This window comes from Flavobacterium sp. UBA6135 (assembly GCF_002428305.1).
Lineage (GTDB): Bacteria > Bacteroidota > Bacteroidia > Flavobacteriales > Flavobacteriaceae > Flavobacterium.
This window is the reverse complement of record NZ_DIVJ01000010.1, coordinates 61,592-84,827: the sequence shown is the minus strand read 5'-3', so window position 1 is coordinate 84,827 and position 23,236 is coordinate 61,592. Positions and strand designations below refer to the sequence as shown.

Below are 23,236 nucleotides of genomic sequence, written 5' to 3'. Positions count from 1 at the left end.
TTGTTAACAGATTATATTTCAGGTAGTTGAGGGGTTGTGCAAACATACGAAAATATAAACGTTTTTTTTTGTTTAATTATTGTTAAAGTTCAATTATTCCAGAATTGCAGCAATTCCAGGTAAAGTCTGTCCTTCTAACATTTCTAACATAGCTCCACCACCAGTTGAAACATAACTCATCTTTTCTTCTAGTCCGAATTGTTTTACAGCTGAAACCGAATCGCCACCTCCAACAAGGGAAAAAGCTCCGTTTTTGGTTGATTCTGCAATATAATTTCCTAATGTAATGGTGCCGTTTGCAAAAGATTCCATTTCAAAAACGCCCAAAGGTCCGTTCCAAAGTATCGTTTTTGAATTCATGATAACTTCTTTGAAGTTTTCTAACGATTTTGGTCCGGCATCCAAACCCTGCCAACCATCAGGAATATGACGAACATCAACAATTTGTGTGTTGGCATCGTTTGAAAAAGCATCTGCGGCAACAACATCTACGGGAATGTGAATATGAACATTTTTCTCGTTAGCTAATTTCAAAATATCAAGAGCCAATTGAAGCTTATCATCTTCACAAATAGAATTTCCAACATTGCCACCAAGTGCTTTTATGAAGGTAAAGGTCATTCCACCTCCAATTATCATGTGGTCCACTTTATCTAATATGTTTTCAATTACTGTAATTTTTGATGAAACTTTTGAACCACCCAAAACAGCCGTTACGGGTTTCACGCTATTGTTTAAAACTCTATTTAAACTTTCAATTTCTTTAGCTAATAACAACCCAAAACATTTTGAATTGGGAAAAAACTTAGCAATAATTGTAGTAGAAGCATGTGCTCTATGTGCGGTTCCAAACGCATCATTAACATAAATATCGCCTAAAGCCGCTAGTTTTTTTGAAAAAGCCTCATCGCCGGCTTCTTCTTCTGCATAAAAACGAAGATTTTCTAATAATAAAACTTCTCCTGGTTTTAAGCTTGCGGCTCTTTTTTCAACTTTATCTCCAACACAATCGGAAACAAATTCAACATTAACACCCAAAATGTCAGAGGCTTTATCTACGATATGGCGTAAAGAATATTTCTCTTCAACACCTTTTGGTCTTCCAAGATGTGACATCAAAATAACACTACCGCCATCGGCCAAAATTTTATCAATTGTTGGTTTTGCTGCTTCAATTCTGTTGGCATCAGTTACTTTGTAGTTTTCATCAAGAGGAACATTAAAATCTACACGAATTAAGGCTCTTTTATTGGCAAAATTGAAGTCGTTTATGGTTTTCATTGGTTCTGAATATGTTATTTTACAAATGTAGTAAAACTAATTAAAATTAAAAATGATGGTTTTATTCTATTGCTGTTTGTATAATTTAATTGCTACAAAATTTTGTCGTTATATAAAGTCATGATCCACATTTCACCAAAATAACGATTGTTTAAATTGGAATGATAATTTTCTTTGGCTTCATTCCAATTAGAAAAATTACTCACATAAACATAGCAGTAATTATTCTTTGGGTTAATGAAATAATTAGCTTCAATTCCCATTTTTTTTAATTTTTGAATGAAACTTAAAGCGTTTGAGTGAACTCTAAAAACATTGGCAATCAAGTAAAAACCGTCTTTTGTATTTGGAATAGCCACTTTATCTGATTGCTTGGGGTCAACTCTTTTAGGTTTAGACCCTATTGAAGAACTGTTTTTTATAGGATTTGTTGTTACTTCTGTTGGTTTTAACTCTTTACTTTTTTGAACAGCATTATCTTTTGCTGGCTCAACTAGTTCTACTTTGCTTTCAACAATAGTTTCTTGTTCTACAGGTTTTGAGGGATCGATTCCTTCAACACTTAAGGCACAAAAAAACATAAAATACCTGTCGCCTGTAGATTTCAATCGTACCGAAACTTCATCGGTATTATTGGCAATTACTGAATTATCGTTGTTTTTAATTGGAATTAAAAACGCATCATAACCAAGAGTATTACTGCTATTTGGATTTCTTTTGTTGAAATTGGATTGATTAACTGTAATGGAACTATTGAAAAAGTTGTTTTTGTCTCGCAAAGGTTCTTCAATCGGAACTTCATTTTGACTTGATTTGGTTTTTATATAAAGTTGGTCTCCTTTTAAGTTTTGATCTCCTTCCAAAGCTGATCCTAAAATTTTTGCTTTTACTTCACCTCTAGGTAACGTTTCAAAACCAATAAAATCGATAACTGTTGATTTGTTTGTAACCCCGGCAAAACCATCGTAGGAAGTGATTTGTTTGCCGGAAAGATTTTTATCTTCATAAACAATTACTAATGTCCAGCCGCCGGAAACGCCACCACTCAATGTCCCTAAAGTTGCTTTAATATTGGCAATTGTATAAGTTCCGTTTGGATTTTTTAATTGTGCTACTTTATCCGATACATCAGCATAAACAGCATAGGGTGCGTTTTCTGAAAATCTTTCTTTTTCATGTCCGTCATAAAGAATTTCACCAGAAATTTCTTCGTAGTTTTTTTCGCCTGGTAATTTAATTTTTATAACCCCAATGTTGAATCTCTTTTTATTGGAGGCTACAAATTTTTTGTTTTTCTTTTGTTTGCCTTTTTCGTATTTGTAGGTAGCTGACCAATATAACCCGGCATACTTTATCTTTTTAGAAGTTACATTTTCCAAATTCAAATCAGCACTACTAGACGAAAATGTTGTTGGATCGTCGTCAATATCGATGTAATCCATGAACCATTCGTCATTTAATTTTGCAGATTTGTCGTTTACATTATATGGAGTATTTGCATTAGAATTGCCTTCTTTTCTATTTACAATTTGATTGGCAATCAAGGTGATATCTCCATTAACATAGTTCTGATATCGAATTTCAAACGGTTTGGCTAATTGAGCAAACCCATTCAAGCTTATGAAAAAAAAACAAAATTGAAAGAATAAGTTTAAAAGTGGTGATTTACTCATTTGTGGCTTCAAAAAAGAAGTAGGAGCTAGTTGTATTGCACTCATTGTTATAAAACTGTTATAAAATTCTAAACAGTCGAGTCAAAATTAACAATTTTGTAAATAAAAATAATCCTTTATGTGTTTTTGTTTTGTAGATAACCATATTTTGTACTACAACGGTATTTTAAAAATATCGTTATTTTTTAATTTATATTTGCGATATGAAGTTTTCAGAAATTGTAGGTCAAGAAGCCGTTAAACATCATTTGATTCGAAATATTGAATTGAACCGAATACCACATGCTCAACTTTTTGTTGGTCCTGAAGGTTGTGGAACATTAGCCACAGCTATTGCTTATGCTCAATATTTATTATGCAAGAATTGTAACAATGAAAATTCTGGAGGAAACGAGGCATGCAATGCTAAATTTGAACACTTTGCACATCCTGATTTGCATTTTATTTATCCAACTGTAACAACTGAAGATGTAAAATCAAAACCAAAAAGTATTGATTTTATAAAAGATTGGCGTGAGTTTTTAAATACATCTCTCTATGGTAGTTTGTTTGATTGGTACAAACAATTAGGGACTGAAAACAAACAGGGCGAAATTCGAGTTGATGATTCGCAAGAAATTTTAAGAACACTATCTTTAAAAGCCTATGAAGGAGGTTATAAAGTTATGATTATTTGGATGGCAGAAGAAATGAATATTGCTGCTTCCAATAAAATTCTGAAAATTTTAGAAGAACCCTCTGAAACCACTTTGTTTATTCTTATTGCCGAAAAAGAAGAAGCTATTATTCAAACCATTCGATCTCGCTGTCAAATACTCCATTTTCATAAATTATCCGAACAATCTATTGCAGAAGCTTTAGTAACAAAACATGCTGTTGAAGAAAATTTAGCTTTAAAAATAGCACATCAAGCCCAAGGAAATTTTAACAAGGCCCTCAAACTGATTCATGAAGAAAGTGACGATGTTGAATTTGAAAAATGGTTTGTTTTGTGGGTTAGGGCCGCATTCAGGGCTAAAGGTAACGCCACCGCTATTCATGATTTGATAGATTGGAGCGAAGCTGTCGCAAAATTAGGTCGTGAAACTCAAAAAAAATTTCTGTCGTTTTGTATAGAAATGTTCAGACAAGCGTTATTAATAAATTATCAAACACCTAATTTAGTGTATCTTGAACCAAAAATTGATAAATTTAAACTCGAAAATTTTGCTCCATTTGTGAATGGAAATAATATAAATGAAATTTTTAACGAACTTTCCAATGCGATTTATCTCATTGAAAGAAATGGAAATCCGAAAATCATTTTAACGGATTTATCTATAAAACTAACCCGATATTTACATAAAAAATAAGACGTATGAACAATCCAGCATCTTTTTTAATTTTACTTTTTCTAGCTATAACTTTTTTACAGTCAGGTTATGACAAGCTTTTTTATTGGAAAGATAATTTAGAATGGTTGAAAGGTCATTTTTCAAAAACTGTTTTGAAAAATTTTGTCCCCTTAGCTTTAGCTAAAATTTTAGTTTTAGAACTAGTATCAGGTGTTTTGGCTATTGTTGGAATGGTGCAACTTTTAATGAACGGCGATAGGATTTATGGGTTTTATGCCGCTTTTCTAAGCTGTATCACTTTGCTTTTCTTGTTATTTGGTCAACGTTTAGCCAAAGATTATGACGGAGCCAGAACTATTGTTATTTATTTTGTTCCGGCAGTCTTAGCAGTTTATTGGCTGAATTAAATAAAAACTATTCTCTTAAATAAACCAAGGAAGCTGAATTTAGCTTCCTTGGTTTATTTTTATTTCTGTGTAACATTTGACAAAGTCGCTTTATACAATCGTAATTCGTCCCAAGTAAATTGGTCGCCAAATTTTTCTTTTAAAGCATTTAATGAATCTTCTTGATAATCTTGAAAAGCGGTTGCTAACTGCTGAATTCTATCTTCAGGAAGTACATCACTAATAGAAATTGTTCCGGCTGTAATTAATTTTGCTAAATGACCATAAATTGTTTGCGTGGTTAACACCCTAATTTTTGCAATCTCGTTTACCGAATTGTTTTGAATCCACAATTCATAAGTTTCCTGAACCGTAGATTTTTTGGGTTCATTTGACTTTTTCTTTTTAGGTAAATAATAATGTTTATCCAGAACTTCATCTTCTACAATGATTTCATTTTTAGAAGATTTAAACAACTCCTGAGCTTCGTCAATTTTATTTTTTCGATAGTTACGAATGAGTTCTGAACTTAAATTTTCTTTGTTTATTTCCTTTCCTTCATTTATAATTTTAATCAGTTTTACAGCTTTAAATAATTTTAAGATTATTTGATAGTGTTTGTCTTCCAGTTCTTGTAATTCCTGATAAAATTCTTTTACTCTTTTGATGCGTTGTACTGTTTCAATTTTTAATAAAAGTTCTAAAAAAGTGGTGTCTAATTTTGGAAAAAAATAATTATAAGCCGCTTCAATGCGATCGGAAATCATTTTTAAGTCAACTTGTTCTGCAGCAAACAAAAAATCAAGTTGGGCTCTGAATTTATTTGCCGGTTCTAGAAGTTTACTAATTTCCTCTTCTTTTTCAATGGCCCATAACAGGTGTTTTGAGCGTTCTGATTTTTCGGAATCAGTAGGATAACTAAATCTGTGATTTCGCCATTCTTGTGCTAGATCATGCCATTCAAAGGCATTTTTAAGATAGTCTTTTACAAAATTGTGAGTTTCTTTAACCAAAGAATTTGAAAGTGTTTCTGGATCCACTTTTGATTCTGAATAAGTCATAACATCACTGTTGTTTGAGATGCCGTTTAATTGAATCGGACTAAGCAAAATCAGCCCTTCTAACGAACGCAATCGCGAAAGAGCAACGTAAGCTTGTCCGGAAACAAAAACTTGCGAGACATCGAGCACGGCTTTGTCAAAAGTTAAGCCTTGGCTCTTATGAACTGTTATTGCCCAAGCCAATTTTAATGGATAATGCACAAAACTTCCTAAAACTTCTTCCTGAATTTCTTTTGTCATTTCATCGACTGAATAGCGAATGTTTTTCCATTCGTATTTATCAACGGCAATTGTTTTATTTTCATCAGGGAAATGAACTAGAATTTCTCCTTCAGAAAGTGATTTTATAAAACCCATTTTTCCGTTGAAATAATTTTTCTCTGGTGACGAATCGTTTTTTATAAACATAACTTGAGCTCCAACTTTTAATTGTAATGTTTCATCCACAGGATAAATTCTTTCAGGAAAATCACCAACAACTTCGGGTTTAAAAGTGTAGCTTTTGCCGTCCAAATCTGCTAGAGATGCAGTGTTTAAAGCATCTGCTTTTGCGTTGTGAGTCGTTAATGTTATATAGCCTTTATTAGCTTTTACATCAAAATCGGGCTTCACATAATCGTTGAGCATCAACACATCTTGTTTAGTGATTTGATTATTCCGAAGGTTATTTAAAACCGAAATAAATTGCTCATCCGATTGTCTGTAAATTTTAGTTAATTCAATATAAAGAGGTGGTTGTTCGTGGATTACTTTGGCATTAAAAAAGAAAATTCCGTTGTAATAATTACGCAAAACATGCCATTCTTCGTTTTTTACCACCGGCGGCAACTGCAATAAATCACCAATAAACAACACCTGAACACCTCCAAAAGGGGTGTCTCTTTTTCTAATTTTACGAAGTGTAAAATCAATAGCATCCAATAAATCGGCTCGGAGCATACTCACTTCATCAATAATGAGCAATTCCATGTTTTGAATTACCGCCTTCTTTTGTCCGCTCATTCTAAAATGCTTGACAAGCGTATTTTTTGTTTCAAATTTAAGATGATCTGAAGTGTTTGAAATGGAAGTATTTTCCGGAATAAAACCTCCAAAAGGCAACTGAAATTGGGAATGAATTGTTACTCCACCGGCATTAAGTGCGGCAATGCCTGTTGGAGCAACAACCACCGTGTTTTTGTGGGATGTTTGAATTATGTGATGTAATAATGTGGTTTTTCCGGTTCCTGCTTTTCCGGTTAAGAAAATACTTTTGTTGGTTTGATTAATAAACCTCAGGACTTGTTCTGCAGTGTTTTCAATTGAATTCATATGGCGTATATTTAAGAATGTCTAAAGTAATAAAAAAAAAAGAAGTGACACAAATAAAAAAAACCTCTTGATTAAAGAGGTTTTAGTTTAGTAACAAATTGAAATTATTTTTTTTCTTCAACTTTTTTTGAAGTTGCAGTATATTTTTCGTTTAACATTTTAATAAATTCTTGTGTTAAATCGTTTTCTTCTTTTCCGTAAAGAACTGTTGCAGATTCACCTGTTCCATAGATATAATCATATCCTTTTTCTTTACCGTACTCTTTAATCACAACACGAATTCTTTTAACTAATGAATCCATTTCTTTGCTTCCTTCAAGTTGTGCTTCTCTAACAATCAATTGTTCTTGTTGTGCTAAATACTGTTCTTTTTTACGAAGCTCTGCTCCTTTTGTTTGAGCCCATTGCATACCGTACTGCTGAGCATTCTTTTCAAAATTTGCTGCTTCAGATTGAAATAAAGCCACTTCAGCATCAAATTTTTTACCTTTTTCTTCTAATAATGCATCATATTTTGATTTAATATCTTTAGCTTCAAGATTTTCATCCATTAATTTAGATGTGTCAACATAGGCTGTTTTTATTCCAGAAGCACTTTGGATTTCCTTTGTATCTGATGTGCTTGAATTACAAGAAGTTAATGCAATAATAGCTGATAGTAATACAATTGTTTTTTTCATTTTTATGTTTTTCTATAATTTTGATGTAAAAGTAATAATTCTGTTTAAACTAACAAATGGGGATTTCAAAAAGCAAGTTTTTTATTTATTTTTGATTACATAAATATGAGACGAAAATTCTTTGTTTTTTCCACCATATAAATTAGATCGCAAACCTATGTAAAATGCTTTGAGAAGGTTCAACTTATTGTTTTTATATTTTTCTGAAAGTAAACTAACATAAAAGCTATCAAACAACATTGGTTTTATATCAACAACTTTTAGTTTCTCTTTAGAAAACAATTCTTGAATTGCATGTTTTGAAAAATGCCAAAGATGTCTAGGCACATCAAAAGCAGCCCAATACTTACCATAGTATTTTGCGTCGAATGATTTAAAATTTGGAACAGCAATAACAATTGTACCTGTAGGTTTTATGATTCTTTTTAATTCAGCAATTTGCTCTTCCAAATTCGGCACATGCTCTAGCACATGCCACATGGTAATAACGTCAAAAAAATTATCTTCAAAACCTTTTGTGCCTTCTGCAATACAAAGTCCTTTTGCTTTAGAACTTGACTTGGCTTTTTCACTAGGTTCAATTCCATAAGTCTTCCAACTTTGTTTTTTTGCTTCTGCTAAAAACTCACCTGTTCCTGTGCCAATATCTAAAAGTAAACCTTTGTCAACATTACAATGCTGAATTAATTTCAGTTTTTTCTTAATGGTTTTGTTTCTAACTAAATTATATACTTTTTCAAAAAAAGTGTTCTTTGCAGTGGAATGAGAAATATAAGCATCGCTCTCATAATACTTTGGTAGCACATCAAGAGTAGGTTGTGGATACGTTTTTAATAGTTGTAATTCTTCATCAATCAACAATTCAAAAGCTTCTCCCGTAACAGAATAATCTTTCAACTTTAAGTAAGGCTCTTTTAAAAAATTCATTTTTTTTGTATAAAATAATCCAATAAAAACTTTGCAATGTATTGTTCTTATTAGGATTTTAAAAATAGTTTCACGTGGAACATTTGTTTTAACATCAAAATTACCGTCCCATATAAATTAGCAAAACAGAAACATCAGAGGGTGATACACCACTAATTCTTGAAGCTTGAGAAACTGTTACCGGACGTATCTTTTTTAATTTTTCTTTTGCTTCAATAGACATTGATTTAATTTTATCGTAATCAAAATTTTGCGGTATAACTAAATCTTCCAAGCGTTTTAGTTTGTCTGCGTTATTTCTTTCCTTCTCAATATAACCTGAATATTTAACTTGGATTTCTGCTTGCTCAACAACCTCCTGATCTAATTTTTCATTCTGAATATAATGTTTCACTTTGTCAAACAAAACAATATCTTCCAATTCAATTTGAGGTCTTGAAAAAACCTTAAACATTTTATCAGATTGAGTCATTAATGCACTTCCCTTTGCTTCCAAAACAGGATTTGCTTCTTCAGGGGAAATACTAGTCTCTTTAAAATAAGTCACTAATTTATCAGACTCATTAAATTTATATTCCATTCGTTTCAAACGCTCTTCAGCTGCTAAACCAATAGCATATCCCTTTGGTGTTAGTCGTTGGTCGGCATTATCTTGGCGTAACAACGTACGGAACTCTGCTCTAGATGTAAACATTCTGTAAGGCTCTTCCGTTCCTTTAGTTATTAGATCATCAATTAATACGCCAATATAAGCTTCATCTCTTTTCAATATAAATGGTTCTCTTTCCTGAACTTTTAACGCTGCATTTATTCCAGCCATCAATCCTTGAGAAGCCGCTTCTTCATAACCTGTAGTTCCATTTATTTGTCCAGCAAAATACAAACCTTCTACTAATTTTGTCTCTAAGGTATGTTTTAATTGCGTAGGCGGAAAGTAATCATACTCTATAGCATAACCCGGTCTAAAGAATTTTACTTTTTCAAAACCAACTACAGAACGCAATGCTTTAAACTGAACTTCTTCAGGTAAAGAGGTTGAAAAGCCGTTTACATAAACCTCAACAGTATCCCAACCTTCGGGCTCAACAAACAATTGATGCCTTTCCTTATCTGCAAAACGATTAATTTTATCTTCAATAGAAGGACAATATCTTGGTCCAGTACTTTGAATCCTTCCGTTAAACATTGGCGAACGATCAAAACCTTCACGCAATAAACCGTGAACAATCTCGGAGGTATAAGTCATCCAACATGATTTTTGAAGCTGCAAGGGTTTAGAACTTTCCAAATAAGAAAACTTATGTGGAATATCATCTCCTTTTTCTTCACGCATTTTCGAATAGTCTAACGAACGACCGTCAACACGAGGCGGCGTTCCAGTTTTCATTCTTCCCGAAGTAAAACCTATTTTAACCAAATCTTCTGTGATTCCAAATGCAGCACCTTCTCCTGCTCTGCCACCACCAAATTGTTTTTCTCCAATATGAATTAAACCATTTAAAAAAGTTCCATTGGTTAGCACAACCGCTTTAGACCTAATCTCAATTCCAAGTGAAGTTCGAATTCCTTTGATTTGATTGTTTTCAATTATCAACCCTGCAACCATTTCCTGATAAAAATCTAAATTTGGCGTGCGTTCTAACATTAAACGCCATTCTTCCGCAAACCGCATTCTATCACTTTGAACCCTCGGCGACCACATAGCCGGGCCTTTTGACTTGTTAAGCATTTTAAACTGAATCGCGGTCTTGTCTGATACCAGTCCGGAATATCCGCCCAATGCATCAATCTCGCGAACAATTTGTCCTTTTGCTATTCCACCCATGGCAGGATTACAGGACATTTGTCCGATGGTTTGCAGGTTCATAGTTACCAATAAGGTTTTGCAGCCCATATTTGCAGCAGCAGCAGCAGCTTCTGAACCAGCATGACCTGCACCCACTACAATAACATCATATTTATCTTGAAACATCTTCCTCTTCTAATTTAAATTTGTTGGTGCTATTTAGTATTTTGTTCCACGTGGAACATTGCGATTTTCTCATCTTCTTTAGATCTCATTGTTTTTTGATCTTTAGCACTCTTATCTTTAAAGCCACAATAATGAAGCACACCGTGTGCCATAACTCGTTTTAATTCATCTTCAAATGACACATTAAATTCAGCTGCATTTTCTCTAACCCTTTCAACAGAAATGAAAATATCACCATGTAATACATTTCCTATGGTGTAATCAAAGCTAATAATGTCTGTTAAGGTGTCGTGATTAAGATAGTCAACATTGATTTTGTGTAGATAGACATCATCACAAAAAATATAATTAATATCACCTATTGTTTTTTCTTCAGAAAGAACAACTTGACTCAACCAACTTTTAAAAGCTCGTTCTGAAGGAAGTTTAAAATCGATTTCGTAATGAAAGCTAATCATTCTTTTTAAAATAGTCTTGTACTTTTTGATTAAAACCGGGACGCAAAGGTAATGTTTGTCTGTTTAATATCTCAACACTATTCAAATATTCTTGTAATTCAGAAGAAATGGGCTTTGTTCCTGAATTAAAACTGTTTTTATTGGTTTGTGATTCGCGTTTGTCATCTTCATTTTGTTCTTGTAACGCTTTCTCAAGTTTCAACATTTCATATTTAATGTTTAACATGCGTTGCAATACTTCATTTTTAAAGCCTTTATTTAAAAGTTGTTTTTCTGCGTCTTTCATCTGATCAATAACCCGTTGTCCTTCCGGAGTGAGTCCTCGTTTTTGAAGAGCATCTTGCAATTGTTCACGCAATCTTCTTTGCTCTTTGTAAATTTCCATTAACTCTTTGGCATTTTCTTCACCATCGCCACTACCTTGGCCACCTTTGCCTTCACTACCAGGCTTTTCTCCCTTTTTTTCACCTTTTTCACCCTCTTTCCCATCGCCCGGTTTGTCTCCTTTTTCCATTCCCTGTTTTACTTTTTCTCCCAAACCTTGTTGTTTTTGGATAATATCAGGAAGTTGACCGCTACCACCTTGTCCGGGTTTTGGCATCCCTTTTCCGGAACCGGAAGATTGCATCTGCATTTGCATTGAATTCAAAACATCACTTAAAAAATCTGCCAAACGATTTGCGGCAGAAATGGTATATTGTTGATGTGACACACCTCTTGAAATTATAGCCTCAGCAAGATTTTCAAGTGATTTATCAACGTTATAATGAACGTTACCAATTTCTTCCGTAATTCGCTCAGTAATCATTGGATTTCTTAAAGACATAGCAAACAAACTATCATCAACATGCTTAAATTGTAGTTTTAAATCTTGTTGTTTTTTGAGATTAAAATTATAGGACGGTGCTCCTTTTTTTAATCCTTTAAATTGTTTCATCAAATCTTCTTGTGAAAACGAAAAAGCTAAAAGATTATCCAAAATTTGACGCATCATTTTAACATCTTCTTCTAATTGTTCCATTTCTCCACCAGACATACCTTCCATCATGCTTTGACTCATTTGCTTCATCTTTTCTGCAGCCTTTTTTTGCTTAGGTTTGGCATTTTCTTTCTTATCTTTTTGAAGTTCCTCAGCTGCTTTTTTCATGTCATCCTTGATGCTCTTTTCCTGATTTTCATCGGAAGGAATATCCATAGGACTTTTTAATTCCTTATTGTCTTTATCTAACTGACGAAGTTCTTCCTGTATTTTATCAAATTCCTTATTTAATTCATTTTGGTTTGCTTCTTTATTCTGATTATCGTCATTTGAGAGTTTCTCCTGTTTGTCTGCTAATTTATCCAACTTTGAAGCTAACTGTTCTGCTTTCTTTTCCACATAATAACGTTTGGTTAGTTCAACCAACTGTTCTAAATTTTTCATTTGGTTTTTAGAACTTTGTTTGAATTTATCCATTTTATCAAACAAATCTTCCTCTTGTAATTTCTCAGAGAGCTTTTGAAGTTCATCTAACAGTTTTTCATTTTCATCTGCTTCTTTTTGGGCATTTTCCATTCTTTTCTCCAACTCTTCTTTATACAAATCGTTTTCAGACTTAAAGTCCTTTAGATTGTCCTCTAACTTCTTAGAAAACTCTTTCATCATTTGTTCTTGCTGCTTTTGACGCTTGATGAAATCATTAATTTTTTGTTGGTCTTTAAAGTTTAATTCTTTATTTTCTTTTCCTAATTTCTTCAATTGATCAAGTTCTGATAATTGCTTGTCTTGATTTTTAATTGATTTTGAAAGTCCTTTGATGTTATCATTTTGTTGTTGCAACAATTGATCTTTTTGCTCGTCTTGAGTAGCCAAACGGTCAGAAAAAACTAAAGATTTAGAACTTTTAAAATTGTGAATGGCATCATTATCAAAAATCTCAAAGTAATAATCATAAGAAACGCCTTCTTCTAAATTTAAATTGGAAGGAAACGTAAATACAAACTGGTCAAACACATCATTATTAATCTTTAAAGTGGCTTTCTTGGCTAATTGAGGCTTGTCCTTAGGGTAATAAAATATTTGCAGTTTAGTAAGCCCATAATCATCTGAAACCTGACCAATCAAAACATCTTTGCCTGATTTTAAACTATCCGGAGCTTTTGCCACAGTAATTGAGGGAAACTGGTCTTTAATGGTTGCAATTTGATAATTTAATTTTTCGTGGTGTTTGCTGTTTTTATTTGATGTAAGTATTTGATATTCTGTATTTTGAATAATTGTCCTGTTGAATTGATATTGATTATTGATAAAGGTAAATGGGCTCATTTTCTGAAAATCAAACCATTCCACTAAACTTGTTGCATTAGAGCTTACTTTCCAAATTACTCTCGTTCCTTCAGGAACAACAGCGTTTCCTGAACCTTTTACTGTTTCCGATTTTCTATTTAAATAACCCGGAAATTGTAAAAGCATTTCAAAATTAACAATAGAAGGCACTTCAACTATTTGTAATTGAAAATCCGGAGAAATCACAGCATTTGCTTCAACATGAAAAGAAACGTTGTTTTTCAAATTACTGAAACGGTATTCAAATTCACCAGGTTTTGAAGATTCCATAAAATACCTTTCATCTCCAATGGCAATCATGGCATTTTCAGGAACAATTTTTCCTTCTGTTTTGATTTTTAATATAAAATCTGATCCTTGTTCAGCTTGTAATTGATTGTTCAATACTTTGAACGAAAAAGGTGCTGGTGGCGTAAATTTTTCATTATAACGAACTACCCTATTCATGCTTTCTGAAAGCATATTTGAGTTGCCGGAAATAACAAAAAAAGCAACCAAAAGCAAAGGAACTATTGCCCAAGGAAGGTATTTAATATTCCCTTTGAAGTTAATTGCATTGCCAAAAGGAACAGGTTGCAACGAGGTTGCTTTTTGGTCAATAGATGCTAAAAGCAATTCAGATTGTATGGGATGTGATGAAAGTTGTAAAAAATTAGTCAGCTTATCGCTTACTTCTGAAAAATGATTTCCAATTATTTCTGATGCTTGACTGTAATCAATTCCTTTTTGGAGTTTGAACAATTTAAAAAGAGGAAAAACAATAAAACGACACAATAAAAAAACCTCAACTGTTATAAATGCCCAGAATAAAAGAGTTCTACCAAAGGGGTTTAACCACAAAAAGTATTCAATCAACAGCGTAAAAAGAAAATACAACAAACCTAATCCAATAAAGAATATCAATCCTTTAAGCAATTCATTTGTATAAAACTTCTTGATAAAGTCTTCTAATTTCTGGTATATCAGGGTTTTTGTTTCCAATTGATAACGTACTAGTTTATTAACTTATAAAAGTACAATTTTATTTTTTAGGCAAAAGTTAAAAGTTTTCTAATGAAATTTGGAAAAAATAAGTAGAAATGGATGATTTCACTTGAAAAGAAATACTATAAAAAATATGAAAACGTATCTTTGCACAAAATTTAAAATCCATGTCAAAACCAGTTAGAGTTCGTTTTGCTCCAAGTCCAACCGGACCATTACATATTGGGGGTGTTAGAACCGCATTATTCAACTATTTATTTGCAAAGAAAAACAATGGTGTTTTCTATCTGAGAATAGAAGATACAGACCAAAACCGATTTGTTGCCGGAGCTGAAAACTATATTTTTGAGGCCTTGGAATGGTTGGGGATTTCTCCGGATGAAACGGTGAATAAAAACGAAAAGTTTGGACCCTATCGTCAGAGCGAGCGAAAAGCGATTTACAAACAATATGCCGATCAATTGATAAATTCAGGTTGGGCCTATTATGCTTTTGATACTGCTGAGGCTTTGGATTTGCACAGAAAACAACACGAAGAACAAGGAAAAACATTTATTTATAACTGGCACAATCGTGAAAAGTTGGATACTTCTTTGGTGCTTTCTAAAGAGGAAACTGATAGAAGAATTGCGTCAGGAGAGGATTTTGTGATTCGTTTTAAGACTCCGGTAAATGAGGTTTTGGAACTAAAAGACATCATTCGTGGTGATATAAAATTTGACACTAATTTATTAGATGATAAAGTTTTGTTTAAAAATGACGGAATGCCAACCTATCATTTGGCTAACATTGTTGATGATCATTTAATGGAAACTTCACATGTTATTCGTGGCGAAGAATGGCTGCCTTCACTCCCACTTCACAGTTTGCTTTATCGAGCTTTTGGCTGGGAATCTCCCGAATTTGCTCATTTGCCATTGATTTTAAAACCAATTGGTAATGGAAAATTATCAAAAAGAGATGGAGATAAAATGGGATTCCCTGTGTTTCCTTTAGAGTGGAAAACAGACGAAGGAATTTCATCAGGATATAGAGAAAAAGGATATTTTCCGGAAGCGGTGATTAACTTTTTAGCTTTATTAGGCTGGAATGATGGAACGGACCAAGAATTGTTTAGCTTAGATGAACTGGTTGAAAAATTTGACTTGAATCGTGTTCACAAAGCGGGTGCTAAATTTGACCCAGAAAAAAACAAATGGTTTAATCATCAGTATTTGCAACAACAAAGCGATGAAAGTTTGGTAGATGCATTTAAGAAAATGATTGTAGACAAAACGGGGAAATGTGATTTCTCCTTCATCGAAATGACAAAAATCGTAAGTTTAATTAAAGAACGTGCCAATTTTGTTTCGGATTTTTGGGAATTAGCCGACTACTTCTTTGAAGCACCAACATCTTATGATGAAAAAGCTTCAAAAAATTGGAAACCTGAAACACCTGATCTGATGAAACAAGCAATTGAAGTTTTAGAATCGATAGAAGATTTTACTTCTTTGAACATTGAAACCCTCTTAAAAGAATGGATGACAACCAATGAAATTGGCATGGGAAAAGTGATGCAACCCCTTCGATTGAGTTTGGTTGGAGCTTTAAAAGGGCCGCATTTGTTTGATATTATTGAGATGATTGGGAAAGAAGAAACGGTTAAAAGAATTCAAAACGCAATTGTGTCATTAAAAAGTTAATTTGATTTTTTCGTTAAGCTTTTGCTTTTATTGTAACTATTTGCATAATATTACGTATCATTATACATACTAACATTTAACTATTACTTATTATGATTCCTTATGTATTTATTGTTTTAGCCGTATTTCTTTTACTGGCCTCTTTTTTTACAGTTAAGCAACAATCGGCTGCTGTCATTGAACGATTTGGGAAATACAGTAGCACCAGACAATCAGGTTTACAATTAAAAATTCCTGTGATTGATCGCGTAGCCGGAAGATTAAACCTTAGAATTCAACAACTAGATGTTATCATTGAAACAAAAACAAAAGACAATGTTTTTGTTAAGATGAAAGTATCCGTTCAGTTTAAAGTAATTCAGGAGAAGGTTTATGAAGCCTTTTATAAACTGGAATATCCTCATGATCAGATTACTTCTTATGTATTTGATGTTGTGCGTGCTGAAGTTCCTAAGTTAAAATTGGATGATGTTTTTGAGCGTAAAGACGATATTGCTGTTGCCGTTAAACGTGAGTTAAACGAAGCCATGACCACTTATGGTTATGATATTATCAATACCTTAATCACAGATATTGATCCGGATATTCAAGTTAAAAATGCGATGAACCGAATTAACGCTGCTGATCGTGAAAAAACTGCTGCAGAATATGAAGCAGAAGCCGGAAGAATCAGAATTGTAGCCAAAGCAAAAGCGGAAGCAGAAAGCAAAAGACTTCAAGGTCAAGGTATTGCTGATCAAAGAAGAGAAATTGCAAGAGGTTTGGTGGAAAGTGTTGATGTATTGAATAAAGTGGGTATTAATTCCCAAGAAGCTTCTGCATTGATTGTTGTAACACAACATTATGACACATTACAAGCTATTGGAGCCGATGCAAATTCAAATTTAATCTTATTGCCAAATTCACCTCAAGCAGGGAGTGAAATGTTAAATAATATGGTGGCAAGTTTCACAGCAAGTAACCAAGTTGGTGAAGCTATGAAAAAAGCTAACAGTACAAAACGAGTTCCGAAAGCCAATTCTAAAGATGAATTTGGAACAACCGAAGAAAACGAATAACTAAAAAGGGCCGAAAGGTCCTTTTTTTATGCTTTAAATCTAAAAAACGAAATAAATTAGCTGTAAGAGTACTTCTTTAAGTAAAACATAAAATCATATTACCGTTTTTTTTGGACGGATTTAAACAAATCTCACGGCGTCAATTTTAATAAGTAATAATTATTGTTTTTTGTTTTGTTATATAAAAAAACAATAATAGAAAAGCCCGACATAAATCGAGCTTTTACATTTGATATTTCTATAATTGTTGGTTTACTCTTTTGCTTCAATTTTTGCCCAAGAATCTCTAAGACCAACCGTTTTGTTAAAAACCAATTTTTGAGCAGAAGAATCTTTGTCAACACAAAAATAACCCAAACGTTGAAACTGGTATTTATCTTCCGGATTTGAAGATTGCAAACTTGGTTCCACATATCCTGTTATGATTTGCAAAGAATTTGGATTGATGTATTCTTTAAAATCTACTTCTTTATCTCCGTCAGGATTTTCGTGAGTGAATAATCGATCATAAACTCTTACTTCCGCTTCAACAGCATGAGGAATTGACACCCAATGAATGGTTCCTTTTACTTTTCGTTGACTGGCTTCAGTACCACTTCCTGATTTAGAATCTACATCGTATGTTGCATGGATTTCTGTAATTACTCCGTCTGCATCTTTTATAACTTTCTCACCCTTAATTATATACGCATTTTTAAGTCGAACTTCTGTTCCTAAAGTCAGTCGAAAGAACTTCTTGTTTGCATCTTCTTGAAAATCCTCTCTTTCAATATATAATTCTTTAGAAAAAGGTATTTTTCTATACGTCATTACTTCCTCTTCCGGATTGTTTTCTGCTTCTAACCATTCTTCACTCCCTTCAGGATAATTGGTTATAACTAATTTTACCGGATTCAAAACTGCCATTACTCTTGGAGCAACTTTGTTTAAATCTTCACGAACACAAAATTCTAATAGAGACACATCAATTAAGTTGGTTCGTTTTGCGATTCCAATAGTTTTTGCAAAATTTCGAATGGCTGTTGGGGTATAACCTCTTCTACGCATACCGGAAATGGTACTCATTCTAGGATCATCCCAAGACGAAACATATCCCTCTTGAACCAACTGCATTAACTTTCTTTTACTAACAACCGTGTGTGAAAGGTTTCTTCTAGCAAATTCTCTTTGCTTTGGTCTTGTTTTAGTAGCATCATAAATTTGATCTAAAAACCAATCATACAATTCTCTGTGAGGTAAAAACTCAAGTGTACAAAGTGAATGTGAAATTCCCTCAATATAATCACTTTCTCCATGAGCCCAATCATACATTGGATAAATGCACCAAGCATCACCTGTTCTATGGTGGTGTTTATGTAAAATGCGATACATGATTGGATCACGCATCAACATATTTGTGGCACTCATGTTTATTTTAGCTCGCAACACGTGAGTTCCTTCTGGGAAATCGCCATTTTTCATTTTTTCAAACAGTTCAAGATTCTCTTCAACTGAACGATTTCTGAAAGGACTATCGGTTCCTACTTGCGTTGGGGTTCCTTTTTGTTTGGCCATATCTTCAGAAGTTTGGCTGTCAATATAAGCCTTTCCGTTTTTAATAAAAATAACGGCCCAGTCGTATAATTGTTGGAAATAATCAGATGCATAACGCTCTTCAGCCCATTGGTAACCAAGCCAAGAGACATCTTTCTTTATAGCATCAACAAATTCTTGTTCTTCTTTTGCAGGATTTGTATCGTCAAATCTAAGATTTACTGGTGCTTGATAATCTAATCCCAATCCGAAATTCAGACAAATTGCACTGGCATGACCCACATGTAAATATCCATTGGGTTCAGGCGGGAAACGAAAACGCAAGTTTGATTTAGGAAAACCTTTTTTTAAATCTTCTTCTATTATTTGTTCGATAAAATTTAATGATTTTTCTTCTGACATAATTCAATTTTGAAGGACAAAAATACACAAATTCAAGTTAACCTACTATATTGTGTTGCAAAATAAAAACATCGACAAAGTGCAGCAATAAACGTTTAAAAACATATCAATAAAGAAATAGACTACAATTATATGTGTTAAAAGTTACGGTTTACCGCATTTTTTCATAAAAAAACGCATTTTTTTTATATCATGTATATAACATATAAAAGAAATCTATATCTTCGACGAAGAATTATACAACCCATGCCTATTTTGGGATTATATAATACTATTTCATAAAAATAATTTCAGTGTGCTTTGCAAACTGAAAACCTTAAATCAACTATTCTCGTAATAGTATTTAAAGTGTAGTAGAAAGTAGTATTTAAATTGAATGTATTTTGGATGCTTTTAGGGGTAGAAGCAGACAAATATAAGCTAGTATTATATGTATAATTTTACCCCAAAGAAAAGCTATTTACTGCTCACCTTGTTAACAACATTGTTTGTTAATACGGTTGCTTCACAAATAGTGATTGGCACACCAACTTTAGGCTTCTCTCAAGCTTGTGCTTCTTCAGGTTTTAATACATATAATGTTTCCTTTACTTTTTTTCCGGTTGCAAATCTACAAGCAGGTAATAATTTCATTATTGAAATGTCTGATCCTTCAGGGAATTTTGCAAGTGCAACAACAGTGAAAACATTAACCAGCAGTACCTCACCGGTTAATACAAATTTTCAATTGCCAACAAATACCGCTGGAGAAAGTTACAGACTAAGAGTACGAAGTACAGCTCCGGCAGCAACGAGTCCTTCTAGTGTTAGTTTTCCAGCATATTATGCTATTCACAACCAGCCTTTTTCAATAAACAACAATTCAGGTTCAATAACTGTTTGTGAGGGCTCAACATACAGTTTACAAATTGATTCAAACGGAACACCTTCTTCGCCTTTGTTTTATCCTGGATTAAACTATAAATGGTATAGAAATTTTGCTGAAATAGTTGGACAAACCGGACCATCATTACCAATTACTCAATCCGGAAATTATTATGTAATTGTTGATTATGGTAGTTGCATTATGAATTCCTATTCAAATATTGTTGCAGTAAATGTAATATCCGGTTTTGAGTTAACCATAAACACAACCGACTCTACCGATTTTATCTGTGAAGGCTCATCAAAAACATTGGTTTCTTCACATCAAGATGCATCATTCAACTATCAGTGGTATCGAAATAATGTAGCAATAAGCGGAGCAACTGCACCAAGCTATAATGCCACTTTAGAAGGAACCTACAAATTAATCATCACTGTTGGAAGTTGTGTTTTTGAATCAAATACCTTTTTCTTAGAGCTTATCGATTTACAAGTAAGTTTAAATACTGCTGCTGTTGAAATTTTAATTCCTGGTACTACTCTTGAAATAAACGGAATTACAAATGCCATAAATCCAACATTTGAATGGAAGAAAAACGGTGTAAACATTCCGGGTGCCACCTCAATAAATTATACAGCGAATGATGCAGGAATTTATTCATTAACCGTTACAGAAACACAAGGATGCTCGTTAACAACAACCGTTTCTGTAGAAGTAATTTTTCCAAACAGTTTTGAAATTGCTATTGCAAGTGCCGGAGATTATCAACAATGTATCAGCACTGAAATTTTGTTAAACATTGTTCAATTTAATGCCTTTACAAACAACGGCGTGGTTAGTTTGTTAAACAACAATTATAACTATTCTTATCAATGGTATAAAAACAATCAGCCAATTTCAGGAGCTACAGCAACGACTTTAACCGTTAATCAAACGACAGGAAATGGAACCTACCATTTAGTGACAACAATTCCTGGAATTGCAACTCCTGTGACATCCAACTCCATAGTGATATCCTTAGGGGGTTCAAATCCTGCTATGATAACTCAAACAGGAGCATATTGTAATTCAACAACAACGGTAACTTTCAACACTAATTATACCGGAAATCAATATACCTATCAATGGTACAGAAATGGTAATCCTATTAGTGGAGCAATGACAGAAAGTTATGCTACTAATCAAGAAGGAAATTATTATGTAATTGTAACAAACGGTGGTTGTCCGTTAACATCAAATACTATTTTAGTAAGTTCCACTTCGGGAACAATCACCATCAACAATCCAGCATTTGACATTATATTGCCGGGTGAAGAAAAGATATTGACCACAACAACCTCTTTATCACAGCCAACTTATCAGTGGTATAGAAACAACACTTTAATTTCAGGAGCGACATCAAGTTCGTATACAGCAACTTTAGATGGTGTTTATAAAGTAGTTGCAACTCAAGGAACGGGATGTTCTCTTCAAGCAGAAGCATCTGTTACTTTGGGTTATCCTGATAGTTTTAATTTGACCATTAATGTTGCTGCCGGTTATCAAAACTGTGTGAGTACCACAACATCATTGGCTATTAACTCGTTTGTGGCTCAAACATCACAAGGAAATAGCAACGTAAATCCTGCAAATCCGAATTATTCCTATCAGTGGTTATTTAATGGTGTTGCGATTCCGGGTGCTACTTCAATAACGTATCCAATCACGAATGCCTCACAAAACGGATCTTATCAATTAACTGTTAATTTACCTAATTTTGGAAACGTAAGTTCCAACAATGTTGCAGTTGCTTTGGCAATAACGGCTCCTGTTGTAACTGTTCAGGGTAGTTTTTGTGGTGGAAATAGTGTTCAACTAAATAGTTCCGAAACAAACGCTATTTACAGTTATAATTGGTACAAAAACGGAGTAATTATTGCAGGAGCCAATCAACCAACTTATACAACATTCGAAACCGGTGCTTATCATTTAGTGCTTTCTCAAAGTTCCTGTTCGGCTTCTTCCAACACCGTTTCTTTAGAAGAGTCAAGCATAACTGCAACATTAAATGTTTCTTCAACTGAAGTAATAATTCCGGGTCAAACCAGAACATTAACGGTAACTACAAATGCAATAAATCCAACATTTCAATGGTATAGAAACAACATTATAATTAACGGAGCTACAGCAAGTACCTATATAGCATCACAATTTGGAACCTATAAAGTTGTTGTAACTCAAAGTCAAGATTGTGTGGCTACACAAGAGGCAATTGTTAATTTAATTTATCCTGATAGTTTCACCGTGACAATAGCTCCCAATTCAAATTATGCTGCTTGTTTTAGTGATCAAACCGTTTTGAACATTACGTCTTTTGATGCTTTAACGACTTTAGGAACAATTTCAATTTTGAATAATGATTACGGATATATTTATCAATGGTATAAAAACGGAACATTGGTTGTTTCTTCCAATCAAAATACATTACCCATCACATCATTAACTGAAAATGGTGTTTATGAGTTACGCATTATAATTCCTGAATTCAATCTTGTTATTTCAAATACGGTAACTATTACACTTGGACTTCCAATGACCATAGAAATCACACCGGAGTTTACAGCAATTTGTGAAAACGGCGGAAGCACTTTAATAACTTCAAATGTTACTGATAACAATTATATATATCGTTGGCATTCAATAGACTTGGACCAACAAATAGGAAATCAATCACAGATCACTATTTCGCAAGCGGGCGATTATTACTTAGAAGTTGAATACAATGGTTGTGTTTATCTTTCAAATACAGTTACTATTCAGGCTATTGATGAAACATTTATAACAATTAGTGAAGGTGATGCTTTTGAATTATTTGAAGGAGCTTCGGTTGTGGTTTATGCAACAGGTGGAGATTCTTATCAGTGGTTTTTAGGAGCTGAAATGGTTGGGGTAGGTTCAAGTTATACAGTTGTTCAACCGGGAATTTATACATTAAAAGCTATGATTGGAAATTGTGAAATTATTAAAACATTTGTTGTAACGTTAAAAGAAAATAATAGTTTTGTGATTCCAAATTTTGTATCGGTCAACAATGATGGTCGAAATGATTATTGGGAAATTCCAGAAAAATATACCAACAAACCAGATGTAGAAATTATAATATATTCATCGGCAGGCAAAGTATTATTCAGAGCAAGAAACTATCAAAATAACTGGCCAAATGAAAACTATAGCCTAGTTAAAGCAGACCCTGTAGTGTATTATACGATTTCTGAAAATGATGAAATTACAAAAAAAGGAACTATTACAATTATACAATAA

14 protein-coding genes are annotated in these 23,236 nt (G+C 33.2%); 5 read left to right on the top strand and 9 right to left on the bottom strand.

The annotated features are described in order from the left end of the window. Positions 1-93: 93 nt before the first annotated feature. Together B3L86_RS02735 and B3L86_RS02730 are read right to left on the bottom strand one after the other, a co-directional pair. Positions 94-1,281, bottom strand: a complete 1,188-nt coding sequence (locus B3L86_RS02735) for a phosphoglycerate kinase (protein ID WP_291114798.1) — start codon at positions 1,279-1,281, stop codon at positions 94-96. A 92-nt stretch (positions 1,282-1,373) separates the two neighbouring features. Further along, complete coding sequence (locus tag B3L86_RS02730; protein ID WP_291114796.1) at positions 1,374-2,999, bottom strand: SPOR domain-containing protein; 1,626 nt, start codon at positions 2,997-2,999, stop codon at positions 1,374-1,376. A gap of 158 nt (positions 3,000-3,157) precedes the next feature. Here B3L86_RS02730 and B3L86_RS02725 point away from each other — a divergent pair, with 158 nt between their 5' ends. Together B3L86_RS02725 and B3L86_RS02720 are read left to right on the top strand one after the other, a co-directional pair. Then, entirely contained in the window at positions 3,158-4,306 is a 1,149-nt protein-coding gene (locus B3L86_RS02725) for an ATP-binding protein (RefSeq protein WP_291114794.1), read from the top strand. 5 nt (positions 4,307-4,311) lie between these two features. After that, complete coding sequence (locus tag B3L86_RS02720) at positions 4,312-4,695, top strand: DoxX family protein (RefSeq protein ID WP_291114792.1); 384 nt, start codon at positions 4,312-4,314, stop codon at positions 4,693-4,695. A gap of 59 nt (positions 4,696-4,754) precedes the next feature. Here the strand turns inward: B3L86_RS02720 and B3L86_RS02715 are convergent, their stop codons facing one another. The 6 genes from B3L86_RS02715 to B3L86_RS02690 all read right to left on the bottom strand — a co-directional run bounded on the left by B3L86_RS02715 (position 4,755) and on the right by B3L86_RS02690 (position 14,390). After that, complete coding sequence (locus B3L86_RS02715; RefSeq protein ID WP_291114790.1) at positions 4,755-7,046, bottom strand: helix-turn-helix domain-containing protein; 2,292 nt, start codon at positions 7,044-7,046, stop codon at positions 4,755-4,757. 104 nt (positions 7,047-7,150) lie between these two features. Further along, the gene (locus B3L86_RS02710; RefSeq protein WP_291114788.1) at positions 7,151-7,726 is read right to left on the bottom strand and encodes an OmpH family outer membrane protein; all 576 of its coding nucleotides are present in this window, start codon (positions 7,724-7,726) and stop codon (positions 7,151-7,153) included. Positions 7,727-7,807: 81 nt separating this feature from the next. After that, entirely contained in the window at positions 7,808-8,653 is an 846-nt protein-coding gene (locus tag B3L86_RS02705; protein WP_291114786.1) for a class I SAM-dependent methyltransferase, read from the bottom strand. 100 nt (positions 8,654-8,753) lie between these two features. Then, positions 8,754-10,625 (bottom strand): tRNA uridine-5-carboxymethylaminomethyl(34) synthesis enzyme MnmG, encoded by a 1,872-nt coding sequence (gene mnmG, locus B3L86_RS02700; protein WP_291114784.1) that lies wholly within the window; start codon positions 10,623-10,625, stop codon positions 8,754-8,756. Positions 10,626-10,654: 29 nt separating this feature from the next. After that, positions 10,655-11,083 (bottom strand): rRNA maturation RNase YbeY, encoded by a 429-nt coding sequence (ybeY, locus tag B3L86_RS02695; RefSeq protein WP_291114782.1) that lies wholly within the window; start codon positions 11,081-11,083, stop codon positions 10,655-10,657. After that, positions 11,076-14,390, bottom strand: a complete 3,315-nt coding sequence (locus B3L86_RS02690; protein WP_291114780.1) for a DUF4175 family protein — start codon at positions 14,388-14,390, stop codon at positions 11,076-11,078. The genes ybeY and B3L86_RS02690 overlap by 8 nt, the downstream gene beginning before the upstream one ends. 170 nt (positions 14,391-14,560) lie before the next feature. On the opposite strand from B3L86_RS02690, the gene gltX reads away from it, so the two are divergent. Both gltX and B3L86_RS02680 read left to right on the top strand, forming a co-directional pair. Beyond that, positions 14,561-16,078 carry a glutamate--tRNA ligase gene (gene gltX, locus B3L86_RS02685; RefSeq protein ID WP_291114778.1) on the top strand — a complete coding sequence of 506 codons (1,518 nt, stop codon included), beginning with the start codon at positions 14,561-14,563 and terminating at the stop codon, positions 16,076-16,078. 92 nt (positions 16,079-16,170) lie between these two features. Next, complete coding sequence (locus B3L86_RS02680) at positions 16,171-17,136, top strand: SPFH domain-containing protein (protein WP_291114777.1); 966 nt, start codon at positions 16,171-16,173, stop codon at positions 17,134-17,136. Between the two features lie 252 nt (positions 17,137-17,388). On the opposite strand, the gene B3L86_RS02675 is transcribed toward B3L86_RS02680, so the two are convergent. Continuing rightward, a complete protein-coding gene (locus B3L86_RS02675) occupies positions 17,389-19,074 on the bottom strand; it encodes a glutamine--tRNA ligase/YqeY domain fusion protein (protein WP_291115084.1) in 1,686 nt (561 codons plus the stop codon). A gap of 427 nt (positions 19,075-19,501) precedes the next feature. On the opposite strand from B3L86_RS02675, the gene B3L86_RS02670 reads away from it, so the two are divergent. After that, positions 19,502-23,236: a gliding motility-associated C-terminal domain-containing protein gene (locus B3L86_RS02670; RefSeq protein ID WP_291114775.1), complete on the top strand. Its 3,735-nt coding sequence runs from the start codon at positions 19,502-19,504 to the stop codon at positions 23,234-23,236.